Here is a 26,379-nt window from a genome sequence, read left to right as displayed (position 1 = left end):
ATCTTGCGTTGATCAACTCGCTATTTTTAGCTCAGTCCTTAGGCCATTTCCTGCTGTCTCTGTCCCGACAACGGTAGGTAAATTAGCATGTGAAAATATTCAAATGCAAACCATTCTCATTTGAGCGGGGCTGTGGGTTAATACTTTTAACTGATGAATAAGGGGGGCGGATACGGTTAATGGTACAAATAAGTAAATGAAAAAGGAGTGATAATTAGGCAGCGTTTTGGGGATATATTATTTAGGGTTTTACGAGCGCTATTTTTATAAAATATATAAATACAGTGGGTTACATTAATGCTTGAGTTGGTTCGAGAGCAGAGGAAAATTGATTTAGGTAGAAGTCATGTCATCCTTATACAATAAACATAGGTGCCGCTAAACGGTCAGTGTAAATCCATTGTAAAGCGTGGACAGGGGGCTCAATGAGCGCTTTGATTTAATACGATTGGTATGGTGTAGGTCGTACTGTTTTAGTTTAAGTGAATATTGGCAGGGGAACAGATCGAGCAATTATCGATGTAATTTTTAGTTGCTGTACGCATAAGAGAAGGAGTTCAAGATAAAGCCGTCCTAAAACGGCTTTGAAATAAAATAGTTAAATCGGAAGATTAAGTCGTAAAACTAGCGTAAATCGACAAAATGAGCTGTGATTTTACGCACCAAAGGTAACACCATCAGCAGTGTCGGAAAGGCGACAACCCATGAGATCAGCCAAGCGCCGAGCCAGAGTTCGAGAAATTGCGGTGAAGCGCCAACGCCATTGAAAGTGCTGATCCCAGAAACGATACAACTCATGAGAATAGAGAGAAAAAATGGCATCACCACAGTGGCATACTTGGCCGGTAATTTGGGTGTTCCCAAAAAAGTACGAGGTTTGTTATCGGGTAAAGATTTAGAAATGGTCATCGGATCCTCTAATGGATATGTATCAGGCGAATGATTTGTTACAGGCTAGCACTATACCTTTTTTTATCGACTCAATTCATCCAATTTGTTACCCAAAGCTCGCCTGTAACATTGACCCAATGGCCTAGCGAGATAGGGGATTTCCCAAGTTCATTATCAAAGGGGAGCGGTAGGTTTGATTGCAACAGGTAAATTGTATCTTCGGGTGTTTGGCTGATTTCGATGATTTGTCCCGAAGCTTCAAAGTGACAGTTATGCAACGGGAATTTCAGATGCTGGTGTGGCGTTTGTTTAATCATATCTGCTTGAAGACTGGCACTTGCTAATCGGCCAAGCAATTCAACTGTGACCCATTGGTTAACCGGAAAGCGAATTTCGGCCTGCTGATCGCTACCTTGGTAGTAAAACCAAATTGGCGCACCATTATCGCATTTACCTGCAACTTCACCTTCAAAACCACAGCCCCAAGGCGTTAATTCGAGAATATAGATCCGATACTGCATAAAAAGTCCGTTTTTCTTCGATAGGGCATTCTATCGAGGAACTGTGACTAAATAAATACGCTGTCAGTGTAGTACTGCGTGAGTGTCAGTATTGCCTTGATAGATAGTGTTTGCGGGAGATAAAGGCTGAGTAAACATAGAGCTTGGTAAATACAAACAAAATAAGCGAGGCGACGAGTCTACCTCACTTATTTTATTTGTAATTGAATTCTTGATTTATATTGGATTATTTAAATCAAGACTCGCTTAGGTTGCAGCCTTCATTGCGCGAGTAAATTCCCCAAGCGTTGCAAGTAGCTTAACTTCATCGTGCTGGTGGGTTTCGATGATTTTTACTACGGCAGAGCCAGAAATCGCCCCTGCAGCGCCCGCTTTGATGGCGGCGCTTACCTGTGAAGGCTCGGCAATACCAAAACCGAGGAGCGGTGGCGGGGCGTTAAAGGCTTTTAATTTAGATAAAATTTCCTCTACCGGCACGCCAGCTTTCGTGTCTGTGCCTGTCACCCCTGCGCGGGATAAGAGATAGGTGTAACCTTCACCACTTTTACTCACTTGCTCAAGGGTTTCACTGTCAGCATTGGGCGGCGCGATAAAAATCGGCGCAATACCATGGGCTTTAGCGGCTTCGCTAAAGGGCGCTGATTCTTCCACTGGCACATCGGCGATAAGTACTGAATCCACACCCGCTTGCTGCGCTTTGGCGTAAAACGCATCTATGCCATTAGCAAACACCAAGTTCGCATACAGCAGCAAACCGATTGGTAGTTCTGGGTATTTTGCACGTACTTGCGCCAGTAATTCAAAACACGCCGTTGGAGTCGTGCCAGCGGCTAAAGAACGCAGGTTAGCCCCTTGGATCACAGGGCCATCGGCCAAGGGATCGGAAAACGGAAAACCCAGTTCTAAGGCATCGGCACCGTTTTGTACTAAGGTATCGATAATTTTTAGCGATAACTCAGGGCTAGGATCGCCAAGGGTGACGAAGGGGACAAAAGCGCCACGACCTTCAGTTTTGAGTTTGGCAAAGGTGGCTTGGTAACGGCCAGTGTTGGTAGACGTGTCACTCATGTTTATTATTCCTCTTTACCATTCAAAATGTCAGAAACGGTGAAAATATCTTTGTCGCCACGACCGGAAAGATTGACCACTAAAATGGTTTCCTTGGTGCACTCGCGCGCCATTTTCACGGCATAGGCGATAGCATGCGCCGATTCTAATGCGGGGATAATCCCTTCACAGCGCGCCAGTTGTTGGAAGGCTTCTAAGGCTTCATCGTCGGTAGCCGATTCATAACGGGCGCGGCCTGTGGCATTAAGATGCGCGTGCTGCGGGCCAACGGAGGGGAAGTCCAATCCGGCTGAAATCGAGTAAGATTCTTCGATTTGCCCTTCGCTGTCTTGCATCAAAGGCGCTTTCATGCCGAAGAAAATACCAGTCTTACCGTGTTTAAGCGGCGCGCCGTGCATTGGCGTGTCTATGCCTTTACCCGCAGGTTCGACGCCAATCAGTTCGACACTTGGCTCGTCGATAAAGTCAGCAAACATGCCGATAGCGTTGGAACCGCCGCCCACACAGGCGATAACCGCATCGGGCAGGCGACCTTCACGCTCAAGCATTTGCTTCTTGGTTTCTTCGCCAATAATGCGTTGGAATTCACGCACTATGGTTGGGAACGGATGTGGCCCCGCAGCGGTGCCCAGAAGATAGTGGGCCTTTTCGTAGCTGCCAGACCAGTCGCGCATCGCCTCGTTACAGGCATCTTTTAGGGTGGCAGAACCTGAGGTGACAGGGATCACTTCCGCACCCATCAAACGCATTCTAAATACGTTAGGTGATTGGCGCGCAACGTCTTTGGCACCCATATAGACTTTACATTTTAAGCCTAACAGCGCGCAGGCAAGGGCGGTGGCAACGCCGTGTTGTCCTGCGCCGGTTTCAGCAATAATTTCTTTTTTACCCATGCGCTTAGCCAGCAGGGCTTGGCCTAACACTTGGTTGGTTTTATGGGCGCCGCCGTGGAGTAAATCTTCCCGTTTAAGGTAGATTTTTACCATAGGATTTGGGCTTAAATTGCGAGTTAAGGTGAGTGCTGTTGGGCGACCCGCATAGTTTTTCAATAAATCGGTAAACTCGGCTTTAAAGTCTTCATCTTCCTGTGCTTCCACAAAGGCAGTTTCTAATTGCTTAAGGGCTGGCACTAAAATCTGTGGCACATACATGCCGCCGTATTCGCCGAAATAAGGGTTAAGCTTTAACGTTGACATACCTTTTTCCTTATCTTATCAATCAGTTTGTCAGTGGCTTGATGGTGCTAACAGCGTCTTGGGGTTAACCGCATCGTTATCTATTTGGCCACTGGCATTAATAGGTTCATATTGTTTGTTGAGCATCACTCTTGTCCTGCACCAACAGCATCTAGGGCTTCTTGCTTAGCGCGATAGGCTAGAGACGTAAATGGGCAAAAGCCGTTTGGATCAGTTGCGCCGATTTAATTCCTGCGGCGGTTTCTAGGCCAGAATTAAAATCTAAACCGTAAAATCCTTGGGCATTGGCACTGGCCGCATTGTCGGCGTTGAGTCCGCCAGCCAACATGGCATGGGCTTTTTGTGGGCAGAGGGATTTCACATCAATGCTTTGCCAATTAAAGGCTTGGCCTGAGCCGCCAAATTGGTCTGCCGTTTTACTATCAAAGAGATATCGCGATGCTCCCTGAGGTATGTTACCAAGCTCACCCGTTTGTGCATCGACGCTGACGGCTTTCCAAATTTGAGTTGTGAGTCCCGCTTGCTCAAGTCGCTCTGCGAGTTGTGCGATTTCAAGTTCAGTTTCAGTGCCATGCAGCTGTACGGCAGATAACTGCAAACAGGCTGCGGTATCCGTAATGGTGCTTGGCGCGGCATTAACAAACACACCGACGAATTCAATGGCGGGAGCCGCGGATGCGCGATATTCCCTGAGCAATTGTTCAGCGGTATTAAGGGTTAACGCGCGCGGGGATTTTTCAGCAAAAATCAGCCCGGCATAGACGGCGCCTGCCGTTGCCGCGGCGCAAATATCTTCCACACGGGTGAGGCCGCAGACTTTATTGTGACCGAAGATCAATTTACGGCAGGCTAAGTCGATATCAGCCTCGGCCATAATTGAGCTGCCGACGAGGAAACCATCGACCAGTGGACTGAGGCGGCGTACTTGCTCATTGTTGTAGATGCCTGATTCGCTGATCACCACGCGGTCGCTGCTAATGTGTGGCGCTAGCGTTTCTGTGGTGGCGAGATCGGTACTTAAATCCCTTAAGTTACGGTTATTGATCCCAATAATCGGCGCATCTAATGCGATGGCGCGTTTAAGTTCTTCTTCGTTACTGACTTCAGTCAGCACATCGAGTTGATACTTAGCGGCTTCTTTCGCTAGGCGGTGATATTGTGCATCATCGAGTACGGATAGCATTAACAGAATGGCATCGGCGCCTTGGTGGGCGGCGAGTTTAATTTGGTATTCATCGACAAAAAAATCTTTGCACAGAATAGGTTGGTTCACCCGAGCGCGCACCTTAGGGATATAGTCCATATCCCCTTGGAAAAACTGCTCGTCGGTTAATACCGAAATGCCCGCCGCATATTTTCCGTAAATATCGGCAATGGCTTCTACATCAAACACATCGCGGATAAGCCCTTTGGAGGGACTGGCTTTTTTACATTCTAAAATGTAACCCGCCTTGGGCGCCTTGAGTGCGGCAAATAAACTGCGGTCAGAGATTTTTGGCGACAAGCTTGCCTCGGGGAAACGCAGCTTCAGGGCGGCAATATGGGCCGCTTTGGTATCGACTATACGGGTTAACACATTACTTTTTGGCATAGGGTTTGTTGCTGCCTGTGGCTGAGTTCTCATATCTTGGCTATCTGTTATCAGTTCTTGAGTCATTGCCACTTATTCCTTTGTTTCACTGCTGACTTTAGCTAATTGGCTTAATAATTCAAAGGCTTTACCGCTTTGTATGGTACTGAGCGCAAGTAAGGTTCCGGCTTTCACTGAATCAGCAATTCCACACACATATAAAGCACAACCGGCATTGATAGCGACCGCATTGGCATGCGCATCTGTGCCGTAACCTTTTAAAATTGCCTCGGTGATCAAGGCATTCTGCGCGGGTTCGCCGCCTTCTAAGTCACTGATTTGTGCTAAAGGCACACCTAAATCGGCGGGCGTGAGTTGATACTCTATGATGTCGCCGTCTTTTAATTCGGCCACTTGGGTGTTGCCGTGCAGCGCGACTTCATCTAAACCACTGCCGTGCACTACCATAGCGCGTTTTGTGCCAAGCGCCTTTAATACTTTCGCTATCGGTAAGACTAACTCAGGGCTATAAACGCCAAGTAACATAAATTCGGGGCGGGCAGGATTGATAAGTGGCCCTAACACATTGAATAAAGTGCGCGTTTTCAGTGCTTGCCTGACCGGCCCCGCATGTTTTACTCCGCCGTGGTAGTGGGGCGCAAATAAAAAGCACAGGTTCAATGCGTCGAGGCAACGACTGGCGGTGTCTGGTGACATGGTTAAGTCAATGCCAAACTGCGCCAAAAGATCCGATGAACCCGATTTACTCGACACGCTACGATTGCCGTGTTTGGCGACCTTGGCGCCCGCCGCCGCGGCAACAAAGGCCGCAGTGGTGGAAATATTAATGGTATTAAAGCCATCGCCACCCGTGCCAACTATGTCAACGATTCCATTGCTAAGGTTATCGCCATTCGAGTAGGGAAACGTCTTGGCGGCGGCGCGCATCGCATCGGCGGCGCCGCTGATTTCATCAATGGTTTCGCCGCGCATCTTGAGCGCGACTAACATGCCTGCCATAGTGGCTTCACTCATTTCACCGCGAATTAACGCGCCAAAAAGTTCGGCGGTGTGCTCGCGACTTAAACTCTTACCTTGGTATAAAACATCGAGTAAAGGCTGAATATGGTTTGTACTCATGCATTTACTCCTGCTGTCATGTCTTGGGTCAGAAATGCCAAGGTTTGAATGAGCAGTGTGCTGCCCAGCGTCGTCAGAATCGATTCTGGGTGGAACTGAAACCCAACGGCTCTATGCTGCGGGTGCAAAATTGCCATCGGCATAGTGTCAGTGGTTGCTATCACTTGTAAGCAATCAGGCACGTGAGTGGCGACCAGACTGTGATAGCGGGCAACGGGCAGGGGAGAAGGCAAACCGGCAAATACGCCAGTACCGTCATGGAAAGTGGGGCTTGCCTTGCCGTGCACCACAAAAGGTGCGCGCGCTACTGTGCCGCCGTAATATTCCACCATGGCTTGATGTCCAAGGCAGATCCCCAGCATAGGCACCTTGCCCGCGACTTTGGCGATAAGCGCCATCATAGAGCCTGCTTCATGGGGCGCACCAGGACCGGGTGATAACACCAGCGCTGCGGGTTCTTGTTCGTTAAGCAGTTTTTCAGCAATAAAGTCGGCGGCAACATCGTTGCGGTAAATCACCACTTCACAGCCTAGGCTGCGAAATTGATCCACTAGGTTATAGGTAAAGGAGTCAAAGTTATCGAGTAGATAGAGTTTCATGTTTGGCTCCTATTTATATTCTACTGAAGTGGATTGCGCTGACGCGTCATTCGCTGATGATTCATTGACTGGCAGCCCAGCGCCCATTTTGATTGCCGAAATCACGGCTTGAGCTTTTTGACGGGTTTCATCAGCCTCACTTTGGGGATCCGAATCAAATACCACGCCCGCGCCCGCTTGAATAAAGGCGGTGCCATTTTTAACAAAGGCGGAGCGGATAACGATGCAAGTGTCCATGTCACCAAGGGCATTAAGGTAACCCACGGCGCCACCATAGCTGCCGCGGCGGGCTTTTTCTGCTTGGCGTACCAGTTGTGATGCACGTACTTTTGGTGCGCCCACTAATGTGCCCATATTCATACAAGCCTGATAAGCATGCAGCGCATCTAAATCTTGGCGCAGTTGACCCGTTACGCGGCTGACGAGGTGCATCACGTGGGAATAACGGTCAACTTTTAATAATTCGGCGACTTTGCGGCTGCCGCTTTGGCTGATGCGTGCGATATCATTGCGCGCTAAATCGACCAGCATTAAGTGTTCCGACAGTTCTTTTTTATCTAAACGCAGTTCAAGTTCAATACGGCTGTCTAAGTCAAAATCAATCTCGCCCGTGGCGGTTTTACCGCGTTTGCGGGTGCCGGCAATCGGGTAGACTTCCACCTGATTACTGCTGGCATCAAATTTGAGCGCACTTTCTGGTGAGGCACCAAAAAGCGTGAAATCATGGCCCCTGAAATAAAACATGTAAGGGCTAGGGTTAGTCAGGCGCAGGGCACGATAAGCCCCTAAAGTATTCGGGCAAGGTAAACTAAAGCTACGGGATGGCACCACTTGGAAAATATCGCCCGCAATAATGTGTTCTTTCAAATCGATAATGGTTTGTTTGAACACCTCATCGGAAATATTGACTTGCTCAGTTGCGTCGATGGCGACCAGTGTCGGTATATCGGCAGGTGAATTACCCAGAGTTTTACATTGTGTGCTTAACTGCTGAACTCGTTCGCTTAGCGCTGCGGTGATGGCGGCATACTGGGCTGAATCACGACTGAAATTATGGGTAATGATGTCGGCTTGTTTCAGTTTATGATCGATAAGGATTAAGGTTTCGGCGAGGTAAAATAAGTAATCAGGACAATCGTTATCGCGGTTCGGTACGGCGGGCAGTGGTTCGACAGTATCAATTAAGTCGTAGGCCAGCACGCCACCTAAAAACAGATCCTCAAAGGCGGGCTTGGTCTGGCTGTCAGTATGGGCGCCACAATCAATCTGCTGGATAAACATCCGCAGACCATCGAGTGGCGAGGTCGATTTTAAGCGCGCATCTTCATCCTGCAGCTGAGTGTCTTTTTGCAGTGTGACCACTAAGGTCAAGTTATCTCGGGCGACATTGACAGCAGTACTGAAAAAGAGCTCGATGGGATCAAGTAAGCTCGCGCCATTGTCGGTCAGTGCGGTGAAGGTCAGCTGATAACCGTCACAGCGGATCATCATGGCGGCATGGGTCATTACCATGCTTTTTAAGTGATCTTTACTGTCGATTTCGGCCGATTCGAGCAACATAGTATGGGGCGCATCTTGGGTGATGTGCTGATATAAGCGTAGTGGATCGCTGTGGTAGGTTAATGCCGCCTTGAGTGTGCTTGAGCGTGCGAATGTCTGTTTGGGCATGTTCATATTCCAGCTACCTTATAAAATGTCTTTAACATCATGAGTTATCTCGCTTTCTTAATTTTTTTTACCCGAGTCTGCCGACATTTTTCGCACCTAACAAAAAAGCCCGCATTTCTGCGGGCTTCTTGTTGATTCTGGTCACTTTCAAATGAGCACAGAGCTTCACACCACCCGCTACGTTGGGAAGTGCCACCACCAAATGATGTTTAATGAAGCGTTAATGTGTGTCATTCAAAAGGGTCTCGCTAATTCAGTAATTGGTGTATAGAAAACCTTAGCTGGAGCTGAATGTCAATTGAATATTTTTCACTTCCTGCGATTTATTCGCTGCAATGATGCATAAAATTGATGTTACTCAGCCACAAAATACGAGATAACAGCGCATTTGTTAACAAGTTCGCGTACAATAGCGCCATGAATACTCAAAGCATATTGGCTGATCTACACAGCCACACGACCGCGTCCGATGGCCAGTTAACGCCGTCTGAATTGGTGGCAAGAGCCCTTGAAAAGGGTGTGCAGTTATTTGCCATTACCGATCACGACACAGTGGCTGGTTTACCTGAAGCCCGTGCCTTTAATCAGGCACAAGCTACTCCATTGAAATTGATTTCTGGCGTGGAAATCTCTACTCGCTGGAACAGTTACGATATCCACATAGTGGCGCTTAACTTCGATGCTGATAATCCAGCGTTATTAGCATTTTTAGAAAACCAGCGTGAATTACGTGAATTACGGGCTCAAGAAATTGGCCATAGATTAGCTAAAGCTGGCATTGAAGGTGCCTACGAAGGTGCTAAGGCGTTGGCGGGTGATGCGGCATTGAGCCGTGGACATTACGCTCGCTGGATGGCTGAAAATGGTCATGCTGTGGATATGCCCAGCGTCTTTAAACGCTACCTTGCACGCGGTAAAACCGGTTATGTGCCTAATAATTGGGGTGATATGGCCAGTGCCATTGATATCATCCATAACGCAGGTGGGTTAGCCGTGTTGGCGCACCCCAGTGGGTATAAGTTATCGGCTAAGTGGCTTAAGCGCTTAGTGCGTGAATTTAAAGAAGCCGGTGGAGATGCCATGGAAGTGGTGCTTGGCCAGCAAACATTAGACGACAGGGCCAATCTTGTGGCGCTGAGTGTCCAAAACCAGTTGCTTGCATCGATAGGGAGTGATTTTCACTTTCCGAGCAATTGGATAGAATTAGGTAAAAATCTGTATCAGCCCCAAGGTATTGATTGGGTCTGGCAATCGGAATCTTGGATGGAACGACCATGAGTCAGTTTTTTTATGTACATGAAGTAAATCCGCAAACGCGGCTTATTAGTCAGGCGGTTGCCGTATTGAAAAGCGGCGGTGTGATTGTTTATCCCACCGATTCGGGCTATGCCTTAGGCTGCTTGATTGGTGAGAAAGACGCTATGACGCGGATGGCGAGAATTCGTCAAATTGAGAACGATCATAACTTTTCCTTGATGTGCCGCGATTTATCCGAGCTTGCGACTTACGCTAAAGTGGATAATCAGGCGTATCGCATCCTAAAAAGCTGCACGCCTGGGCCTTATACGTTCATTTTCAAAGCGACTAAAGAAGTACCGCGTCGCTTACAAAATGACAAGAAAAAGACCATAGGTATTCGTGTGCCCGACAATGTGATCGCACTGGCGTTGCTTGAAGCCTTAGATGCGCCGCTGATGTCGACCAGTTTAGTGATGCCGAATGCAGAATTTGCCGAGTCTGATCCTGAACAAATTCGTGATTTGCTCGAGCATCAAGTGGATGTGATTATCCACGGTGGTTATTTAGGCGAAAAGCCAACGACTGTGATTGATATGTCTGAAGATGGCGCCGAGATTTTACGTGAAGGCGCGGGTGATATCACGCCGTTCCTCTAAATCTGCCACATTAGATTTATCGCTAATGGATGCGGGTAAGTGATTCGGATAGTGGTAGTCAACATTTGGCAGTTTTATCGCCGTAGATTTACAGGTATAATCGCGCGTTTGGCGTTAACCTAGGTTGGATAGCGCAGTGTTAACGGAGCAAGATAGCGGATGCAGGGCACGCAACAAAGTTTCCCCTTAGCCGTTATTCGTGGTCAGGCAATGACCGAAATGCCGCTGGATTTGTTTATTCCGCCTGAGGCATTGGAAGTGTTCCTCGAGTCCTTTGAAGGGCCATTGGATTTACTTTTATATTTGATCCGTAAGCAAAAATTAGACGTTGTCGATTTACCCATTCAGCAAATCACCGCGCAGTATTTAGAATATATTACGTTGCTGACTCAGGCTCGAATCGAACTTGCCGCTGATTATTTAGTGATGGCGGCAACGCTTGCCGAGATTAAATCCCGTTTGCTGCTGCCGCGTATGGTGGCCGAAGATGAGGTTGAGGAAGATCCACGGGCACAGCTTATTCGGCAGCTTAAAGCCTATGAAGTGATTAAAGAAGCGTCGCAAAAACTCGATGATTTACCGCGGCTCGAGCGGGATGTATTTCAAGCCAAAGCAGTGGCAGCACCCGACATTAAGCCGTTAATGATCCCGCCAGAAGTTTCGTTGTTTGAAATTGCCCGCGCCTTTGGTGATGTACTCAAACGTATCGATGCCTATGAAGATCATCACGTTAAGCGTGAACAGTTATCGACCCGTGAGCGCATGAGCCAGATTTTAGCCATGTTGAACTCGGAAGATTTTACGGCATTTGAACGTTTATTTACCCTAGAAGAAGGCCGTGCAGGCGTGGTTGTGACCTTCTTAGCACTGATGGAATTAGTCAAAGAATTATTGGTTGAATTGTACCAAACAGAGCCGTTTTCAACTATTTACGTTAAGGCCTATTAATTGATGCAGATAAATCCGACTCAATTAAAACAGCTTATTGAAGCGAGTTTGTTTGTATTGGGGAAACCCTTGTCGGCGAAAATGTTGAAAGACACTGTATTGGTGGATTTCACGGTTTCCAGAGACAAAATAAAAGCTGCATTGGATGAGCTGCAGCAGGATTATCAAGACAGAGGTGTGCAACTTGTGAAAGTCGCTGGAGGTTATCGCTTCCAGACCTTAGAAGTCTTGAGTCCATTTTTGCAGCCCCTGTGGCAAGAAAAGGCGCCTAAATATTCGCGTGCGACATTAGAAACCTTGGCGGTGATTGCTTATCGTCAACCAGTGACTCGCGGCGATATTGAACAGGTGCGCGGTGTGGCTATAAGTAGCCATATCATAAAAAGTTTGTCAGATAGACATTGGATTAAAGTAGTTGGCCATAAAGAAGTACCGGGGCGACCCGCGTTATATGCCACTACCTTAGAATTTTTAGCATATTTTGGCTTAGACACCTTAGCGGATTTACCGCCGTTGTCGGATACTGAGTCATTGCAGGCGGTTTTTTCAGGTTTGAAATCAGCGCCAGAACAGTCAGAAGAGCAAAATACTAATGAGTGAAAAATTGCAGAAAGTCTTGGCCCGTGCAGGCCATGGCTCCCGTCGTGAGATGGAGGCATGGATTGCTGCAGGCCGAGTTAGTATTGATGGTGAAATTGCTAGCCTTGGGGATCGTATTGAAGCTGATGCTAAAGTGCGTATCGATGGCAGAGCCATTTCGTTAAAGTCTGCCGAAGATGTGATTTGCCGTGTGCTGGCATATCATAAACCTGAAGGCGAAATTTGTAGTCGTAAAGATCCTGAAGGCCGTCCAACGGTATTCGATCGCTTGCCTAAAGTGCGTGATTCACGCTGGGTAGCGGTTGGTCGTTTAGACATTAACACCTCAGGCTTATTGTTGTTTACGTCAGATGGTGAGTTGGCGAACCGTTTAATGCATCCATCGAACGAAGTCGACCGCGAATACGCAGTGCGTACCTTTGGTGAAATCCCTGAGGCGACAGTGCAACGTTTACGTACTGGCGTCATGTTAGAAGACGGCCCTGCGCAGTTTGATAGCATCAAACCAGCGGGCGGCGAAGGCATGAACCAGTGGTGGCATGTTTGTTTACGCGAAGGTCGCAACCGTGAAGTGCGCCGTTTGTGGGAATCCCAAGAAGTACAGGTGAGCCGTTTGATCCGTATTCGTTATGGTATGGTCGAACTGCCAAAATCACTGCCTCGCGGTGGCTGGGTTGAATTGCCCGTAGAGCAAGTTAACTACTTGCGTAAGCTGGCGGGTCTTGAGCCCGAAACACGTACTATGCTTGCTGCCGATAAACACAGCGTAGCCCGTGCTCAGGTGAAGAGTGCTAAAATTCGCCGCGCCGTACGTAAGCATAAAGTAACAGGTTCGGGAAAACCTAAGCCATCGCGTCAGCGTAGCTAAGTTGTTTTATCCCAATGAAAAAGGCCGCTAAGCGGCCTTTTTGCTTTCTGTTATTTGCAGCTATGTTATAACAAGTCTCAGTTGGATTGAGGAGTGAATGAATGAAGCTAATTTCAGTGAAACGGATTTGGGAACACGCTGCCCATAATGCGTTTACCGATTTAATCACGTTTCAGGGGGCATTGTTTTGCGTTTTCCGTGAAGGGACAGCCCATGTGTCACCCGATGGTGCGCTACGAATTCTACGCTCAGCGGATTTAGGCGACACTTGGCAGAGCGTGGCGCTGATCCGTTCGGATGAGGCGGATTTACGCGATGGCAAACTGATTGAGTATCAAGGGGAATTACTCTTACTCGGCGGCGGGATTTTACACGATAAGTCTGGCTTACAATCACATCTTTGGCGCTCAGCCAATGGGCTAGCGTGGTCGGATGCGTTAAAAGTCGCGGATAAAGGCTATTGGTTATGGCGCTTAACCGAGCATCAAAATGCACTCTATGGCGTGGGTTATCGCGCTGGGCCTGATGGTGATACCCGCTTGTATAAAAGTGATGATGGGGTGCAGTTTGAGACTTGGTTAAAGGTGTTTAATAATCAAGGTTATGTCAACGAAACTGCCATTGTTTTTCATCAAGAAAACGGCTTTTGTCTATTGAGGCGCGATCCCGTATGGGGCCCAGAATTTGTCGGTTTACTCGGCCGCAGTCAAATGCCATTCACTGATTGGCAATGGCAAGAACTCGATAAGCGCATTGGTGGGCCAGTGATGTTGATGTATCAATCCCGTTTGTTGGCTGTAGTGCGTTTATATGATGAACGAGTTCGCACGGCTTTAGTTGAAATTCATCCAGATACTGGCGTGGTTCAAGAACTACTGACACTGCCATCGAAGGGCGATACTAGTTATGCGGGCGTTGTTATTGATGGAAATGAGTTGTGGGTAAGTTATTACTCCAGCCATGAGTTAGCTGACTCACAGCTGGATACGCAAAATTCGCTTGATGAATCAAACAGAGTCGCCAAAGCTAAAACGATGATTTATTTTGCAAAAATTCAGTTAAGCTAAGATTGGCGATGCGCTATCTTTGTCGTACTTAATGTTATCGACAAGTTCTGGGTTTCATTTTGAGAATATCTAAAATAATAAAGAGCCATAAATAGGCCCTTTAATATTGCTGAATCATACCGGCAGAAACTCAATAAGCGATTCGATTACTGTGCGTTAAACTGCTGTCCGTTGACGGCACTAGAATCTTGACCCATCAAATATAGATAGGTCGGCATGATCTCTTCAGCGGTTTTGAGATCCAGTGGATTCTCTGCAGGGTAGGCTTTAGCGCGCATCTCAGTGCGGGTAGCTCCTGGATTGATGCTGTTAACTCGAACTGAGGTGCCATCGCATTCATGGGCGAGAACTTGCATCATGCCTTCGGTGGCAAACTTAGAGAAAGCATAAGGTCCCCAATAGGCGCGGCCTTGACGACCCACACTGCTCGACGTAAAGATAATCGATGCACTGGGTGCTTGGCGCATCACAGGTAGTAATGCTTTAGTTAGCATGACTTGGGCCGTGACGTTCACTTTGAGCACGTCTTCGAGTGATGGAATATCTATGTGTTCAAACGGGCCTAAGGCACCGAGCAAGCTAGCGTTATGTAATAAGCCGTCTAAATGATCGAATTGCTCGGCTATGGTATCGGCCATATCGCGATAATTTTGTTCCGTTGCGCCCTTAAGATCCAATGGCACTATGGCAGGTTTGGGATAACCGGCTTGTTCTATTACGTCGTAAACTGCTTCCAATTTTTTCACTGTTTTACCAAGTAAAATCACAGTGGCGCCGTGTTTTGCAAACTCAATGGCGGCGGTACGGCCTATGCCAGCACCAGCGCCTGTGACTAAAATCGTCTTGCCCTTGAGTAAATCTTTTGTTGCTTGATATTCCAACATGAGTCTCTTTTTCCTCTTGGCGAGAATGCCCGCCACTTCTAGAGTCGCCGAAGTGATAAACGCATGTTTCAAACAAATGAATGAAACTTTGTTATCAATAGCTAAAATCTTTGTGACAAACTTGTGGCTAACTCAATATTTTTACGTTAACTTGAAATGAGTTAGGGGCTAACATAAGCCCTATTGGTCACAGATCTAAAAGCTATTGTGACTAATTTCTTGGGGAAAACAAAACTATTACAACAAGATTTGGGGAAAAAAGATGAAAAGACTCATTTTGGGTGTTGCGATTGCATCTGCACTGGGCCTCACAGGATGTGGTGAGGACAGTTTTAATGAACTCAAGGATAAGACAGAAGTGCTCATCCCTGAATCGCACATGGTGTTCGACCCTGCTAATTCAAAAGTTCCATTACCGAATGATTTGCTGTTCAGTGGCACCAAAGATGGCACATTATCGATTCCGGGTGAAAGCTCGGGCAATTATGTTGATCCACAAATAGCGCTTGGGGCGTTAGATGGGTGGTCGACAACATCACCGATTTCTATTGATATTGATTTGGCGAAAAAACATGACGGTACACCGCTGACCTTAATGGCCGCATCGGTTTCACAACCGGGTGCTGTCAGAATGTTTGAAGCCACAGTAGGCGGCGCATTATCATCTGATCCCGAATGTAAGGCTAAACCGTCAGTTTCAGCCTGTAAAGTGGGCGCTGAGTTGCAGTTTGGCGTTGACTTTATATCAACCGCTTCGGGCAAAAAAGTGGTGATAATTCCGCTTAAGCCACTCAAAGCTGGCCAATCTTATATTTATGCGACAACGAATCTTATTCAAGATTCTGAAGGTCGTGGTATCGCTCCTTCAACGACCTATGGTTTGTTGAAGCTGGATATCAATACGTTACCTTTAGAAACGCCAGACCAATTGATGCTGCAAACCTTAGTGAACAGTTATGAGAAAGGGATTGCTGCGGCCCATAAGGTCGATCCTTTAACCATCAGTTACTCTGGCTTATTTACAACTCAGTCTGTTGCTAACGTCTATGAAACCACCAAATTGCTGATGGCGAAGGGTGCTCCCTATGCACCAAGCTTTGCCCAGATGCCAACACCAACTGGATTGACTGTGGCTCAAGTGGCGGGCTTAACACCGGCTGCTGGAGCTGCCTATGTTGCCGCAAACTTGGCTGATGTGTATACGGCAAAAATTAAACTGCCTATTTACGGTGATTGTTCTTCAGTTGGTTGTTTATCCGCTGAAGGTAAACCATTAATTAATGGTCATTGGAAAGCCCAAGGTGATAGCCCTGTATCTGTGCTACTAGCACTGCAAGCGGGCACACTCAGCCAGAATAATTTTGGTATGCAAGCGGTGGCTAATGGTATTGCTAACCCTGCTGATGCTTTAGCCAATCCCTCGTTAATGGCGGGTAAAACATGGGTTTTAGACGATGGTACGGCAGTTGATAAAACCAAACATCTGACTAAATTCAATCCTATTCCAGCAATCAAAGGTTATGAAACAGTATCTGTACTGATTTCTATGCCCAATGCAACGAAATTGGCCGCTTTTTATCAACAGCAAGGTCGTGAGTTTATTCCTCCTACATCTGGTTGGCCAACAACAATTGCCCTTCACGGTTTAGGTGGCGGCAAAGAAATGTCATTGGCCTATGCCGGCACGTATGCGGCAATGGGGGTTGCGACTGTTGCTATTGATATGCCACTTCACGGTGCACGTTCATTTGATGCTAACGGTGATGGGATTTATGAAGTCTCTGCGACAGATCCTGCCTTCGGTGCAGTTGTCGGTAAACCGGACGCCTTTAAAAATGGTAACCCGTTGGTGTTTGTGAATATTTCTAGCACTTTGTCGGTGCGAGATAACTTCCGTCAAGCGACGATGGACCATTTAGGGGTGCGTCTTGCCCTTACGGGCTTAGCACAGGGCTTAGCACAAGCAGGTCAGCCGCAAGTATTTGATGTGACTAAAATCAGTGCTCAAGGTCTGAGTTTAGGCGCCATTGTGGGCACCGATTTTGCGACCTATGCCAGCACAGGTATGAAGAATCCAGCAACCGGCGATGCCTTGCCAAATGCTTATGTTATCAATGCTGTATCCTTAGTTGCGCCAGCAGGTGGATTAGCAGGATCATTCGCAGGTTCTGCAACCTTTGGCCCAGTACTGTTTAGTAATATTACGGCATCTGCAACTTTCCAAGCACAGGTCGATGCGGCTAATACAGCAGGTTATGAGCCTGGTAGCCCTGAATATGCGGCACTGGTGCAGGCGGTATACGCACAGTTTATTCCGACGTTTGCCTTTGCGGTTCAAACAGCGGTAGATTCTGCAGATCCTGTTAACCATGCTGCTATGTTAAAAGCGACTGGCTTACCTGTGCACTTAATTGAAGTGGCGGGTGATGGTAACGGTAACTTAGCAGACCAAGTGCTGCCTAATCGCGTCGATAACTTCCCATTATCGGGCACTGAGCCGCTGATCGCTGCCATCGGGCTACCTTGTGCCGATAGCACGAGCAAAGGTCATGGCGTTGTGCGCTTCGCTAAAGGTCACCACAGTTCGATTGTTGATCCTAAAGAAAAGGAATCAACGGATGGTATGGCCGCGGCTGCCACGGTTGAAATGCAGACTCAAGTGGCAACCTATGCAGCTACTGCAGGTAAGGACGATGCGACGATTTTAGTGACAAACAGTGGGGTCATTGCGACTTGTCCTAACTAATCTTGCCTTAATCGGAAAAACCCAGCCTTTGCTGGGTTTTTTTATGGGCCTTTAGGCTGTTAGAATAGCGCGCAATTGATTGAATGATGTAACGCCCTAACGGAGAACACTTTGGAATTTTTATACGAGTATGGAATGTTTTTGGCGAAAGCCGTCACAATAGTGGTCGCAATCGTTGCCGTTATTATTGTGGTGTTGGCTTCCACTGTAAAACACAAGTCAGATAAGGGCGAGCTGAGGATCACTAACTTGTCTGAAGAGTTAGAAGAACTTAAGCATGGCTTAAAAGAAGAACTTCTGTCAAAGAAACAATTCAAAGCCTATGAAAAGCAATTAAAAGCTGACGAAAAGGCCAAAGACAAGGCCGCAGATGAAGCCTGCACGGGCAAAGTGTTCGTGATTGATTTTAAGGGCAGTATTGATGCCGCTGAGGTCGCATCACTGCGTGAAGAAATCAGTGCAATTATCGCTATCGCAGAAAAAGGCGATGAAGTGGTTGTCAATGTAGAGAGTGGCGGTGGTATGGTGCATGGTTATGGTTTAGCCTCCAGCCAGTTAGATCGCTTACGCCAAGCTGATATTCCATTGACTGTCTGTGTTGATAAAGTCGCCGCCAGTGGTGGCTATATGATGGCCTGTGTAGCGAATAAAATTTATGCTGCACCTTTTGCCATTGTCGGTTCTATTGGTGTTGTTGCTCAACTGCCTAACTTTAATCGCCTGCTGAAAAAGCATGAAATTGATTATGAGCAACATACCGCCGGTAATTTTAAACGCACCTTGACAGTGTTTGGTGAAAACTCCGATGAGGGAAGACAGAAGTTTCAAGAGGAACTCGAAGAAACCCACGTCTTATTTAAAGCGTTTGTTGGTAAGTATCGCCCTGAGTTGGATTTAGTGAAAGTCGCTACTGGCGAGCATTGGTACGGTCAGCAAGCCATTGAATTAGGTTTAGTTGATGCGATTTCGACCAGCGATGATGTGATAATGTCACTCGCCACAGAGCGTACTGTGTACAAGATACGTTATCAGGTGAGAAAGAAACTTGCCGATAAAATTGCCCACGGTGCTTCTTTGTCTGTGAACGCTATTTTCAATCGCCTCATAGAAAAAAATCGTCCTATGTAATTCTGTCTATTGGTGAATAAAAGTAAAAACGCCTGCATTTGCAGGCGTTTTCATTTGCTGAGCTTTCGCTGCTAATACCGAAGTGGGTTAGATTTGATAGCTGATATGTTGATGGAAACGTACGATGAGATCTTCACGCTCCGGATCGACACCTATGTCGGCTGCGAAGGCCTTCAGAGCCGTTTCAACATTGTTCATAAAACGACCGAAACCCGAATCGTCACAATCCTTAGTACCTGCCACTATGGTAAAGTGCGCAGCTTCGACTAAGTTATCGGCATCCCAACGACGGATCACTTGTTGCTCAGTCGCATTAGGATCAAACCCTATCATTTGTACTTCGGCTTTGCTGTCGAGCTTTTCAAACTTACTGTTACGCACAAGTGGTGTTAAGCCGTTCGCTATCATAGCAAGGCGTGTCAGCTGTCTATTAGCTGCCGCTTTGAGGAAGCAGTCTTCAAGATGCTGATATAAAGGCGTAAAGTCAGTGGCTGAGTCAGGTAATAAACCCTGTTTGAGTTTGCGGCTCAGCGGCAAGCTCACCGTCACATAGGTAAGAGAGCTAACGTTTTCTGGTAACTCACATTTTCTGGCTTTATACCTTGGGCCGATGGCGCGCAGTTTATAACCATAGGTTTCTTTATAGCCCTTAGCTTTTGCGAACAGATCATAGGATAAATGCTGATGGTCGCGGACCTTAACCTTAAGATCGCTTATTGGCATTAAGGGCATTAATTCAGTGAGTAACTCACGCACCTTGATATGGAAACTGGCGGAATTACTGCGAATATCGTCACCTGTGGCGAGAAACACAATGCGCAGTTTACGGGCGCGATAGTTTTCTTGCGAGAATAAGTTTTGGGCTTCGTGGTAGGCTGGGTTATAAAAAAATAGAATTTGTTCAGTGGTTTGGAAGCAATATGCTTCGGTATGGTAACGCACTACTGGCAGTTTATCGTTAGTGATCACGTGAACATTACGGAGATCGTGTTGTTCTGCCAAATTAAATATCAAACGGCTTAACGTTTGATAGCAGCTTTGATAATCGGGATATTGATTGAGTAGCTCATCCGTCACCTTGATTTCGGCTGTGATGTACTGATTTGTACGGGCTTCCTTGGGTATGTACACTTTTTGCTGATGGCTAAGGGACATATTGACTCCTTGTTTGAGTTAACCATTTGCTAACACGAATTTTACTGTTTATCTATAGGGTGAATCTTGCGTTAGAACACGTTTTTATCCGTTGAACATGAGTTTAGCTAAGTAAGCGGTTCGTTAGCTTAAAATAGCAGCTATTTTATTGGGTTAACGCATTTTCTATCCATGGTTGCATCCAAGCCGCAATCTGAGCTTGCGCCTTTTCGTTGGGATGAATGCCATCCCTTTGCATTAATTCTGGATGGGGAGCGATATCCTGCATAAAGAAGGGGATCAACACTATATCCTGGGTTTTAGATATGTCTTGATACACTTGGGTGAACTTTTGGGTATAGCGAGGGCCATAGTTAGGCGGTACCATGATCTCGGTCAGCAGCACTTTTGCGCCGCTATCTTTGGCTAGGGTAATGATTTGGATTAGATTATTTTCGAGTTGCGTTGGGGGGAATCCACGTAAACCATCATTACCTCCCAGTTCAACGACCACAAGGTCGGGAGCAACAGAATCGAGCAAGGCGGGTAATCGGCGTAGGCCGCCCGCTGTGGTTTCGCCGCTCACTGAGCCATTGGTAAACTGATGTTCGGGCAGATTTTTTTGCAGTAGTGCTACCCAGCCTGACTGTTCTGCCATGCCGTAGCTAGCGCCTAAGCTATCGCCGAGGATCAGTATCTTTGCCGCGTGAGCGGGCGTGACCATGAGTACACTCAGTAGGATGAATGCCCCTAGGGTCTTCGCCATTGATTTTAATCTTAGCGATTGATACCAGAACGATTTATATAAGAAGGATCCTATGTCTAACGTCATCTTAAAAAACAGTGCCATTAATGTTGTTAACCTCGAAAAATCAGTGATTACTCAGGAAGGAACGCTCACTATCCTCAAGGGCATTAACTTAGATGTCAAGCAAGGTGAGAGTGTGGCCATTCTCGGCCCATCAGGTTCGGGCAAATCCACCTTATTGGGATTGCTTGCGGCGCTTGATACGCCTACGTCGGGGGAGATTTGGCTCGATGGTGTGGCATTATCACCACTGAATGAAGAGCAAAAAGCGGCACTGCGTAAACAGAAGGTCAGCTTTATTTTTCAATCCTTTATGTTAGTTGATACCTTAACTGCGCTCGAGAACGTCATGTTACCCGCCGAGCTTGCAGGCGTGAGCAATGCCAAGGAAAAAGCGCAGGCCATGTTGGTGCGGGTTGGTTTATCCCATCGCTTGACCCATTTACCCAAACAGCTTTCGGGTGGTGAACAGCAAAGGGTGGCAATTGCCCGCGCTTTTATCTGTGAACCTACAGTTTTGTTTGCCGATGAACCAACAGGCAATTTAGATAGCGTCAACGGCCATAAGATTGCCGATATGTTGTTTGAGCTTAATCAAGAAAGCCATACAACCTTAGTCCTTGTTACCCATGATCTGCTGCTGGCCAAGCGGTGTGAGCGTCAATTGGTGATGGATAACGGCCATTTACAGGAAGATATCACTCAAACAGAACCGCTAGCCGATGTTAAGGAGGCTTAATAATGGAGTTAAGTCTGGCATGGCGCCTGTTTAAACGCGAGTTACAGCAGGGACAATTGTTATTGATTATCCTCGCTATTACGCTCGCGGTTTTGTCTGTGAGTGGCTTAGCGCGGGTGAGTGAACGTCTGCAAGTGGCAATTAGTGGTCAAGCTTCACAGTTTATTGCTGCCGACCGTATTATCGATTCGCCAGTTAAAATTGATGCGGCGATTTTATCCAAAGCCGAAGCGCTTGGGCTTAAGCATGTGACTAATATGCAATTTAATTCCATGGTCTATTCGGGAGATAAGTTTCAGTTAGTCACAGTACGCGCCGTAGAGTCGGGTTACCCGCTTAAGGGCGATATTGAACTCACCAGCGGTAAAACAAAGGCGTTACCTCAAGCTGATCAAATCTGGTTTGAGACTCGCTTAGGCGGACTTTTGGGTTATCCCAAATCCATCGAACTAGGTAACAGCGAATTTGTGCTCAGCAATGAGATCAGCCGCTTACCCGACGCAGGTTTTAATCCTTTTGCTTCATCGCCTGTGGTATTGATGCGGATGGAGGATGTCGCCAAAACAGGTGTTATTCAACCAGGCAGCCGCGTGACTTATCTGTATCAATTTGCCGGAGATGGAGCCTCGCTTACGGCCTTTGAACAAAGTGTTAAACCGCTTTTGAATAGCACCCAACGTTGGGTCGATGTGCAATCCGGTGACTCGCCGATTGCGGGAGCCGTTAAGCGAGCGGAGCGCTTCTTACTGCTGGCAAGTTTGATGGGCATTGCATTGGCCTGCGCGGCGATAGGTATTGCCGCCCAGCGTTATTGTCAGCGCCATTACGATGTGGTGGCCATGCTGAAAACCTTTGGCGCCTCGGCAAAGCAAATTCGCCTGTTGTTTGGTACTCATTTATTGTTGGTAACGCTACTAGGAATTGGTCTAGGTCTTATTGGAGGAGGGTTACTCGATTTTGGGATCAGTTATCTCTTGCCACCCGAAATTGCGGCCTATTCACCGCCACTCACACGGCCATTATTACTCGGTATCAGCACTGGGCTCATCAGCGCCTTTATGTTTTCGGCTTATCCATTGATGCGTTTACTGGCTATTCCGCCACTGCGGGTGTTGCAGCGCCAGTTAGAAGGCTTACAGCTTGGTATGTGGCTGCATTTGCTACTGAGTCTAGGGGCTATGGCACTACTGGGCTATTTGTATTCCCAAAGTTGGACTTTGACTCTGACTGTGGTCGCGGCTGTGCTATTGCTGGCTGTGCTGTTAAGTCTGCTTGGATTTGTGATGATACGAGCAGGACACAGTGTTGGTATGAAGACTACCAATCCTTTGCAATTAGCGCTGGCGGGGCTAAGGCGTCGTGCGCGGCAAAATGCGGTGCAATTGGTTGGTTTTAGCGCTGCACTGGTACTGTTATTGACGATTTTGGCGCTAAGACAAGATTTACTTAACGAATGGCAAAAACAGTTGCCCGAAAATGCGCCTAATTATTTCCTTGTCAATATTGCGCCTGATGATGCAAAGCCCTTGAATGATTTCATGACTACTAAGGGGATAGTGGCGACGGACATTTATCCGGTGATCCGTGGCCGGTTAACCCAAATTAATGGTGAAGCACTGATTTCGAATGAACAGTCCGAAGCGGGTGAAAAGGGGAGAGTGGGCATTTCGCGCGAGTTAAACCTAACGTGGCGCAATACACTGCCTGCTAACAACGAACTGTTAGAGGGGCATTTTAATCAAGCCGCCGATGAAGTGTCGGTGGAGTCCGGCGTGGCGGAGCGTTTAGGTATTGGTCTTGGCGATAAGCTGACTTACGTGATTGATAATCAAGAGCTCACAGTTAAAGTTGCCAGTATTCGTGCCGTGCATTGGGAAACACTGCAACCGAACTTCTTTATGATTTTCACCCAAGAAGCGCTCGCGCCTTTTGCGTATACCTCGATGGCGAGTTTTTATCTGAATGATCAGGCGACTAACGATAAGACTATTAATGCTGATGGTACGCCTAAGGGGGCAGTGATCCTTGCGCTTATTCAGCAATTTCCGACGATATCGATCATCGATGTTGGCGCTATGGTGGGGCAGTTGCGGCAGATAATTGAGCAAGTGTCGCTGTCGTTGTCTTTAGTGCTGGCCTTAGTGTTATTAGCCAGTGCCTTAGTCTTGATTGCACAGACTGAGGCTGGCATGGCAACTCGGCAACGTGAATTAGCTGTGTTGCGTACCTTTGGTGCTTCAGGATGGTTATTGCGCAGTGCAACGGGTTTAGAGTTCGCCTTACTTGGCGGTATTGCGGGTATGTTAGCCGTAATTGTGGCCGAATTTGCGTTATATCTACTTAAGACGCAAGTATTTGAACTTAATGTATACATGCACTGGCCTTGGTGGGGTATTGCCCCTGTTTCTGGAGCCTTAATCGTCGCCTTACTAGGGGTTTGGCGTTGTCGACAATTGCTCAGCCAATCTTGCTCTGAGCTATTAAAGGCTGGGAGCTAGGGCGGTTTGTGAACTCTGTTGATGGGCTAAAACATAAAGCTTATTAAGACAACAAGCTGAGCCAACATTAAAAGCACTGATGCGACATAAGCTCAGTGCTTTTTTGTTATGGGGTTGATTCTGCTGCACTTGAATTGAATATGCTTTTTACATCGGCTTACAAATTGATCTGTGCTTAAGCAGGTAGCAACAGAACTTAGTGCAACTCAATGGGTCTATCTAACTGAGAACAGCGACTAGCTTATATATGCCATAGAGGGAATATTATGTTCAAAGGAATAACAAAACTGCTTAAAGATAATCGCTCTTTTTTTCTGTTTATCAGTTTAATGTTAGTGTTCAGGAGCGCTGTGGCCGATTGGAATACTGTGCCATCGGGTTCTATGCTGCCGACTATCGTCGAGGGTGATCGCATTCTAGTTAATAAGATGGCTTATGATCTTAGGGTGCCATTTACGCATATCGCATTAGTTAAACTGGCAGATCCTGCTCGCGGCGATATCGTGGTATTTGACTCAAAAAAGGCTGATAAAAAACTGATTAAGCGGGTAATAGCTGTGCCAGGCGATACTGTGATGATGCAGGATAATCGCTTGTATTTAAACGGCGAACTGCTCAGCTACACATCCCAAGCATTGAGTACTTATGCTCCCGCTGATGTGACAGAAATGCAGGAAAATTTACTCGGTATGGTCCACAGTATTCGCCTTAACCCAGTACCCTCAAGGCTTGCCAATTTTGGACCTGTCACAGTGCCGGATGCGCATTATTTAGCACTGGGTGATAATCGTGATAACAGCGCAGACTCTCGGGTTATTGGCTTCGTGCCCCGTGATGAGATTGTTGGCCGTTCAAGTTCAGTCGTTTTCTCCCTTGATTATGATGATTATTACCTGCCTCGGCCTGAACGCTTAATGCGTGAATTCTAGTCTTAACTATTTTGAACCATGAAATAGGGCGCTAAAGTCGGCGCCCTATTTTTTAAGTGATTGAGTTATAAACAACTACTTCATAAAGCTCAGATAGCCCTGTAAGACAATTAAGTTAACTATGTCGATGAAGAAGGCACCGACGATAGGTACTACCATAAAGGCTTGGGGTGATGGCCCTGTGCGTGATACTAGCGCGCCCATATTCATTACCGCTGTTGGGGTTGCACCCATACCAAAGCCGCAGTGGCCACCGGTGATCACCGCAGCATCGTAATTACTGCCCATGACTTTGAACGTCACGAAATAGGCAAAAATGGCCAACACTGCGGTTTGTACCAGTAAAATCACCAGTAGCGGGATCGCTAAATCAAAAATTTCCCATAACTTTAAAGTCATTAAGGCCATTGAGAGGAAGAGTGACAGCGCGACAGTCCCTATCACATCGATACTTTCGGTATGGGGTTTGTAACCGCGGGTGAGTTCTGTGAGATTAGCGATGAGCACGCCAAGAAAAAGAGCATATACAAAGTCGGGCATTTTTAGCCATGCAATACCCGATTGGCTGATCCACAGCGTGAGCCATTTTGATCCTGCAACACACAACAACAGCACAAACAGAGTTTCTAATATAGTTTTGGCGGTGACTTGGTCTTCTTCTAAGTGATCATAAGTGACTAAATGCGGATGTTCACTGTGATGCTTGCGGCCAACCCCATAGCGAGAAACAAGATTATGCTTACCGATTAATCGCTGCGCGACGGGGCCACCGATGATCCCACCCATGATCAAACCAAAAGTTGCCGCGGCCATAGCAAACTCTAAGGTGTTGATACCGTAGCGCTCAGCAAAGGTTTGTGACCAAGCAACGCCGGTACCATGGCCGCCCGACAGGGTAATTGATCCTGCGATAAGTCCCATTATGGGATCGAGCCCCAATAGGCTGGCTAAACTGACTCCGACGGCATTTTGAATCACAATATACATTGAGGCCACACCTAAAAAGATGAAGACTTTTTTACCACCGCTGAGCAATAGCTTGTAGTTTGCCGAGAGGCCAATGGTGCTAAAAAACATCAGCATTAAGGTATTTTGCAGTGATAGGCTGAAGTCGAGACTGATATTTTGAAAGTGAAGAAATGTGACTCCCGCGGCGACAACTAGGCCACCCACTATGGGTTCGGGAATATTATATTGTCTGAAGACACGTACATGGCGATTGATAGAGTGGCCGATAAACAGCACGAAAATGGCAATTAAAAATGATTCTAGCTCGCCAATCATATAGGTCGTGTGCATGAAAATTCCTTACAAACTGTCTTAGTGCGGGCGTTTCATTGGGCACAATGTCCAATGAGAAGTAACCCATCTTGTTATTAAGTACCTGCTAATGCTGGATGTTAAGCGCTTGATGTCGAGGACAGATCAGTGTCAATCCGATAAAAAATTTAAAGGACGAGTAGGCGCGAGTGTGTATCGTTT

Annotated in this window: 23 protein-coding genes and 1 other annotated feature; of the genes, 11 read left to right on the top strand and 12 right to left on the bottom strand. The window is 47.0% G+C overall.

All coding sequences use genetic code 11. The annotated features are described in order from the left end of the window. Positions 1-624: 624 nt before the first annotated feature. From L5M18_RS09160 to L5M18_RS09125, 8 genes are all read right to left on the bottom strand, one after another. Entirely contained in the window at positions 625-909 is a 285-nt protein-coding gene (locus tag L5M18_RS09160; protein ID WP_028761002.1) for a DUF2798 domain-containing protein, read from the bottom strand. 71 nt (positions 910-980) lie between these two features. Further along, a complete protein-coding gene (locus L5M18_RS09155; RefSeq protein ID WP_263196647.1) occupies positions 981-1,412 on the bottom strand; it encodes a glycerate kinase in 432 nt (143 codons plus the stop codon). 246 nt (positions 1,413-1,658) lie between these two features. Beyond that, positions 1,659-2,480, bottom strand: a complete 822-nt coding sequence (gene trpA, locus L5M18_RS09150; RefSeq protein WP_168824199.1) for a tryptophan synthase subunit alpha — start codon at positions 2,478-2,480, stop codon at positions 1,659-1,661. A 5-nt stretch (positions 2,481-2,485) separates the two neighbouring features. Then, positions 2,486-3,676 (bottom strand): tryptophan synthase subunit beta, encoded by a 1,191-nt coding sequence (trpB, locus tag L5M18_RS09145; protein WP_198780365.1) that lies wholly within the window; start codon positions 3,674-3,676, stop codon positions 2,486-2,488. 178 nt (positions 3,677-3,854) lie between these two features. Then, the gene (gene trpCF / locus L5M18_RS09140) at positions 3,855-5,333 is read right to left on the bottom strand and encodes a bifunctional indole-3-glycerol-phosphate synthase TrpC/phosphoribosylanthranilate isomerase TrpF (protein ID WP_263196645.1); all 1,479 of its coding nucleotides are present in this window, start codon (positions 5,331-5,333) and stop codon (positions 3,855-3,857) included. A 6-nt stretch (positions 5,334-5,339) separates the two neighbouring features. Further along, positions 5,340-6,386 (bottom strand): anthranilate phosphoribosyltransferase, encoded by a 1,047-nt coding sequence (trpD, locus tag L5M18_RS09135; RefSeq protein ID WP_263196644.1) that lies wholly within the window; start codon positions 6,384-6,386, stop codon positions 5,340-5,342. Next, a complete protein-coding gene (locus L5M18_RS09130; protein ID WP_263183502.1) occupies positions 6,383-6,985 on the bottom strand; it encodes an aminodeoxychorismate/anthranilate synthase component II in 603 nt (200 codons plus the stop codon). Before L5M18_RS09130 ends, trpD begins: the two co-directional genes overlap by 4 nt. A 9-nt stretch (positions 6,986-6,994) precedes the next feature. Continuing rightward, the gene (locus L5M18_RS09125; RefSeq protein WP_263196675.1) at positions 6,995-8,653 is read right to left on the bottom strand and encodes an anthranilate synthase component 1; all 1,659 of its coding nucleotides are present in this window, start codon (positions 8,651-8,653) and stop codon (positions 6,995-6,997) included. A 99-nt stretch (positions 8,654-8,752) separates the two neighbouring features. Then, positions 8,753-8,860 (bottom strand) — a sequence feature (Trp leader region). Between the two features lie 210 nt (positions 8,861-9,070). Here L5M18_RS09125 and rnm point away from each other — a divergent pair. From rnm to L5M18_RS09095, 6 genes are all read left to right on the top strand, one after another. Next, entirely contained in the window at positions 9,071-9,931 is an 861-nt protein-coding gene (gene rnm / locus L5M18_RS09120) for an RNase RNM (RefSeq protein WP_105253095.1), read from the top strand. After that, positions 9,928-10,548, top strand: a complete 621-nt coding sequence (locus L5M18_RS09115; protein WP_028760994.1) for an L-threonylcarbamoyladenylate synthase — start codon at positions 9,928-9,930, stop codon at positions 10,546-10,548. The genes rnm and L5M18_RS09115 overlap by 4 nt, the downstream gene beginning before the upstream one ends. A gap of 159 nt (positions 10,549-10,707) precedes the next feature. Next, positions 10,708-11,496 (top strand): segregation and condensation protein A, encoded by a 789-nt coding sequence (locus L5M18_RS09110; RefSeq protein ID WP_263196643.1) that lies wholly within the window; start codon positions 10,708-10,710, stop codon positions 11,494-11,496. 3 nt (positions 11,497-11,499) lie between these two features. Further along, positions 11,500-12,096: an SMC-Scp complex subunit ScpB gene (gene scpB, locus L5M18_RS09105; RefSeq protein ID WP_011788946.1), complete on the top strand. Its 597-nt coding sequence runs from the start codon at positions 11,500-11,502 to the stop codon at positions 12,094-12,096. Further along, on the top strand, positions 12,089-12,964 hold the full coding sequence (gene rluB, locus L5M18_RS09100) for a 23S rRNA pseudouridine(2605) synthase RluB (protein WP_028760991.1): 876 nt from the start codon (positions 12,089-12,091) through the stop codon (positions 12,962-12,964). The genes scpB and rluB overlap by 8 nt, the downstream gene beginning before the upstream one ends. 101 nt (positions 12,965-13,065) lie before the next feature. Beyond that, positions 13,066-14,031, top strand: a complete 966-nt coding sequence (locus tag L5M18_RS09095; RefSeq protein WP_219251493.1) for an exo-alpha-sialidase — start codon at positions 13,066-13,068, stop codon at positions 14,029-14,031. A 146-nt stretch (positions 14,032-14,177) separates the two neighbouring features. On the opposite strand, the gene L5M18_RS09090 is transcribed toward L5M18_RS09095, so the two are convergent. Next, a complete protein-coding gene (locus L5M18_RS09090; RefSeq protein WP_168824184.1) occupies positions 14,178-14,915 on the bottom strand; it encodes a YciK family oxidoreductase in 738 nt (245 codons plus the stop codon). A 262-nt stretch (positions 14,916-15,177) separates the two neighbouring features. Here L5M18_RS09090 and L5M18_RS09085 point away from each other — a divergent pair, with 262 nt between their 5' ends. Together L5M18_RS09085 and sohB are read left to right on the top strand one after the other, a co-directional pair. Then, complete coding sequence (locus tag L5M18_RS09085; RefSeq protein ID WP_263196641.1) at positions 15,178-17,661, top strand: VolA/Pla-1 family phospholipase; 2,484 nt, start codon at positions 15,178-15,180, stop codon at positions 17,659-17,661. A gap of 111 nt (positions 17,662-17,772) precedes the next feature. Next, positions 17,773-18,789, top strand: a complete 1,017-nt coding sequence (gene sohB / locus L5M18_RS09080) for a protease SohB (protein WP_105252126.1) — start codon at positions 17,773-17,775, stop codon at positions 18,787-18,789. Positions 18,790-18,876: 87 nt separating this feature from the next. Here sohB and L5M18_RS09075 read toward each other — a convergent pair whose 3' ends face one another. Together L5M18_RS09075 and L5M18_RS09070 are read right to left on the bottom strand one after the other, a co-directional pair. Further along, a complete protein-coding gene (locus L5M18_RS09075; protein ID WP_028760986.1) occupies positions 18,877-19,944 on the bottom strand; it encodes a DUF3083 family protein in 1,068 nt (355 codons plus the stop codon). Between the two features lie 145 nt (positions 19,945-20,089). Further along, on the bottom strand, positions 20,090-20,689 hold the full coding sequence (locus L5M18_RS09070; protein ID WP_028760985.1) for an arylesterase: 600 nt from the start codon (positions 20,687-20,689) through the stop codon (positions 20,090-20,092). Between the two features lie 52 nt (positions 20,690-20,741). Between L5M18_RS09070 and L5M18_RS09065 the strand changes: the two genes are divergently transcribed. The 3 genes from L5M18_RS09065 to lepB all read left to right on the top strand — a co-directional run bounded on the left by L5M18_RS09065 (position 20,742) and on the right by lepB (position 24,897). Beyond that, on the top strand, positions 20,742-21,470 hold the full coding sequence (locus L5M18_RS09065) for an ABC transporter ATP-binding protein (RefSeq protein WP_212600695.1): 729 nt from the start codon (positions 20,742-20,744) through the stop codon (positions 21,468-21,470). Between the two features lie 2 nt (positions 21,471-21,472). Further along, complete coding sequence (locus L5M18_RS09060) at positions 21,473-23,968, top strand: ABC transporter permease (RefSeq protein WP_263196639.1); 2,496 nt, start codon at positions 21,473-21,475, stop codon at positions 23,966-23,968. 266 nt (positions 23,969-24,234) lie between these two features. Then, positions 24,235-24,897: a signal peptidase I gene (lepB, locus tag L5M18_RS09055; protein WP_263166045.1), complete on the top strand. Its 663-nt coding sequence runs from the start codon at positions 24,235-24,237 to the stop codon at positions 24,895-24,897. 75 nt (positions 24,898-24,972) lie between these two features. Here the strand turns inward: lepB and gltS are convergent, their stop codons facing one another. Then, a complete protein-coding gene (gene gltS / locus L5M18_RS09050) occupies positions 24,973-26,196 on the bottom strand; it encodes a sodium/glutamate symporter (RefSeq protein WP_263139015.1) in 1,224 nt (407 codons plus the stop codon). Positions 26,197-26,379 lie beyond the last annotated feature (183 nt).

Source organism: Shewanella sp. SM20 (assembly GCF_025654545.1).
Lineage (GTDB): Bacteria > Pseudomonadota > Gammaproteobacteria > Enterobacterales > Shewanellaceae > Shewanella > Shewanella oncorhynchi.
The sequence above is the reverse complement of the archived record's forward strand: the minus strand, read 5'-3'. Positions and strand labels throughout refer to the sequence as shown.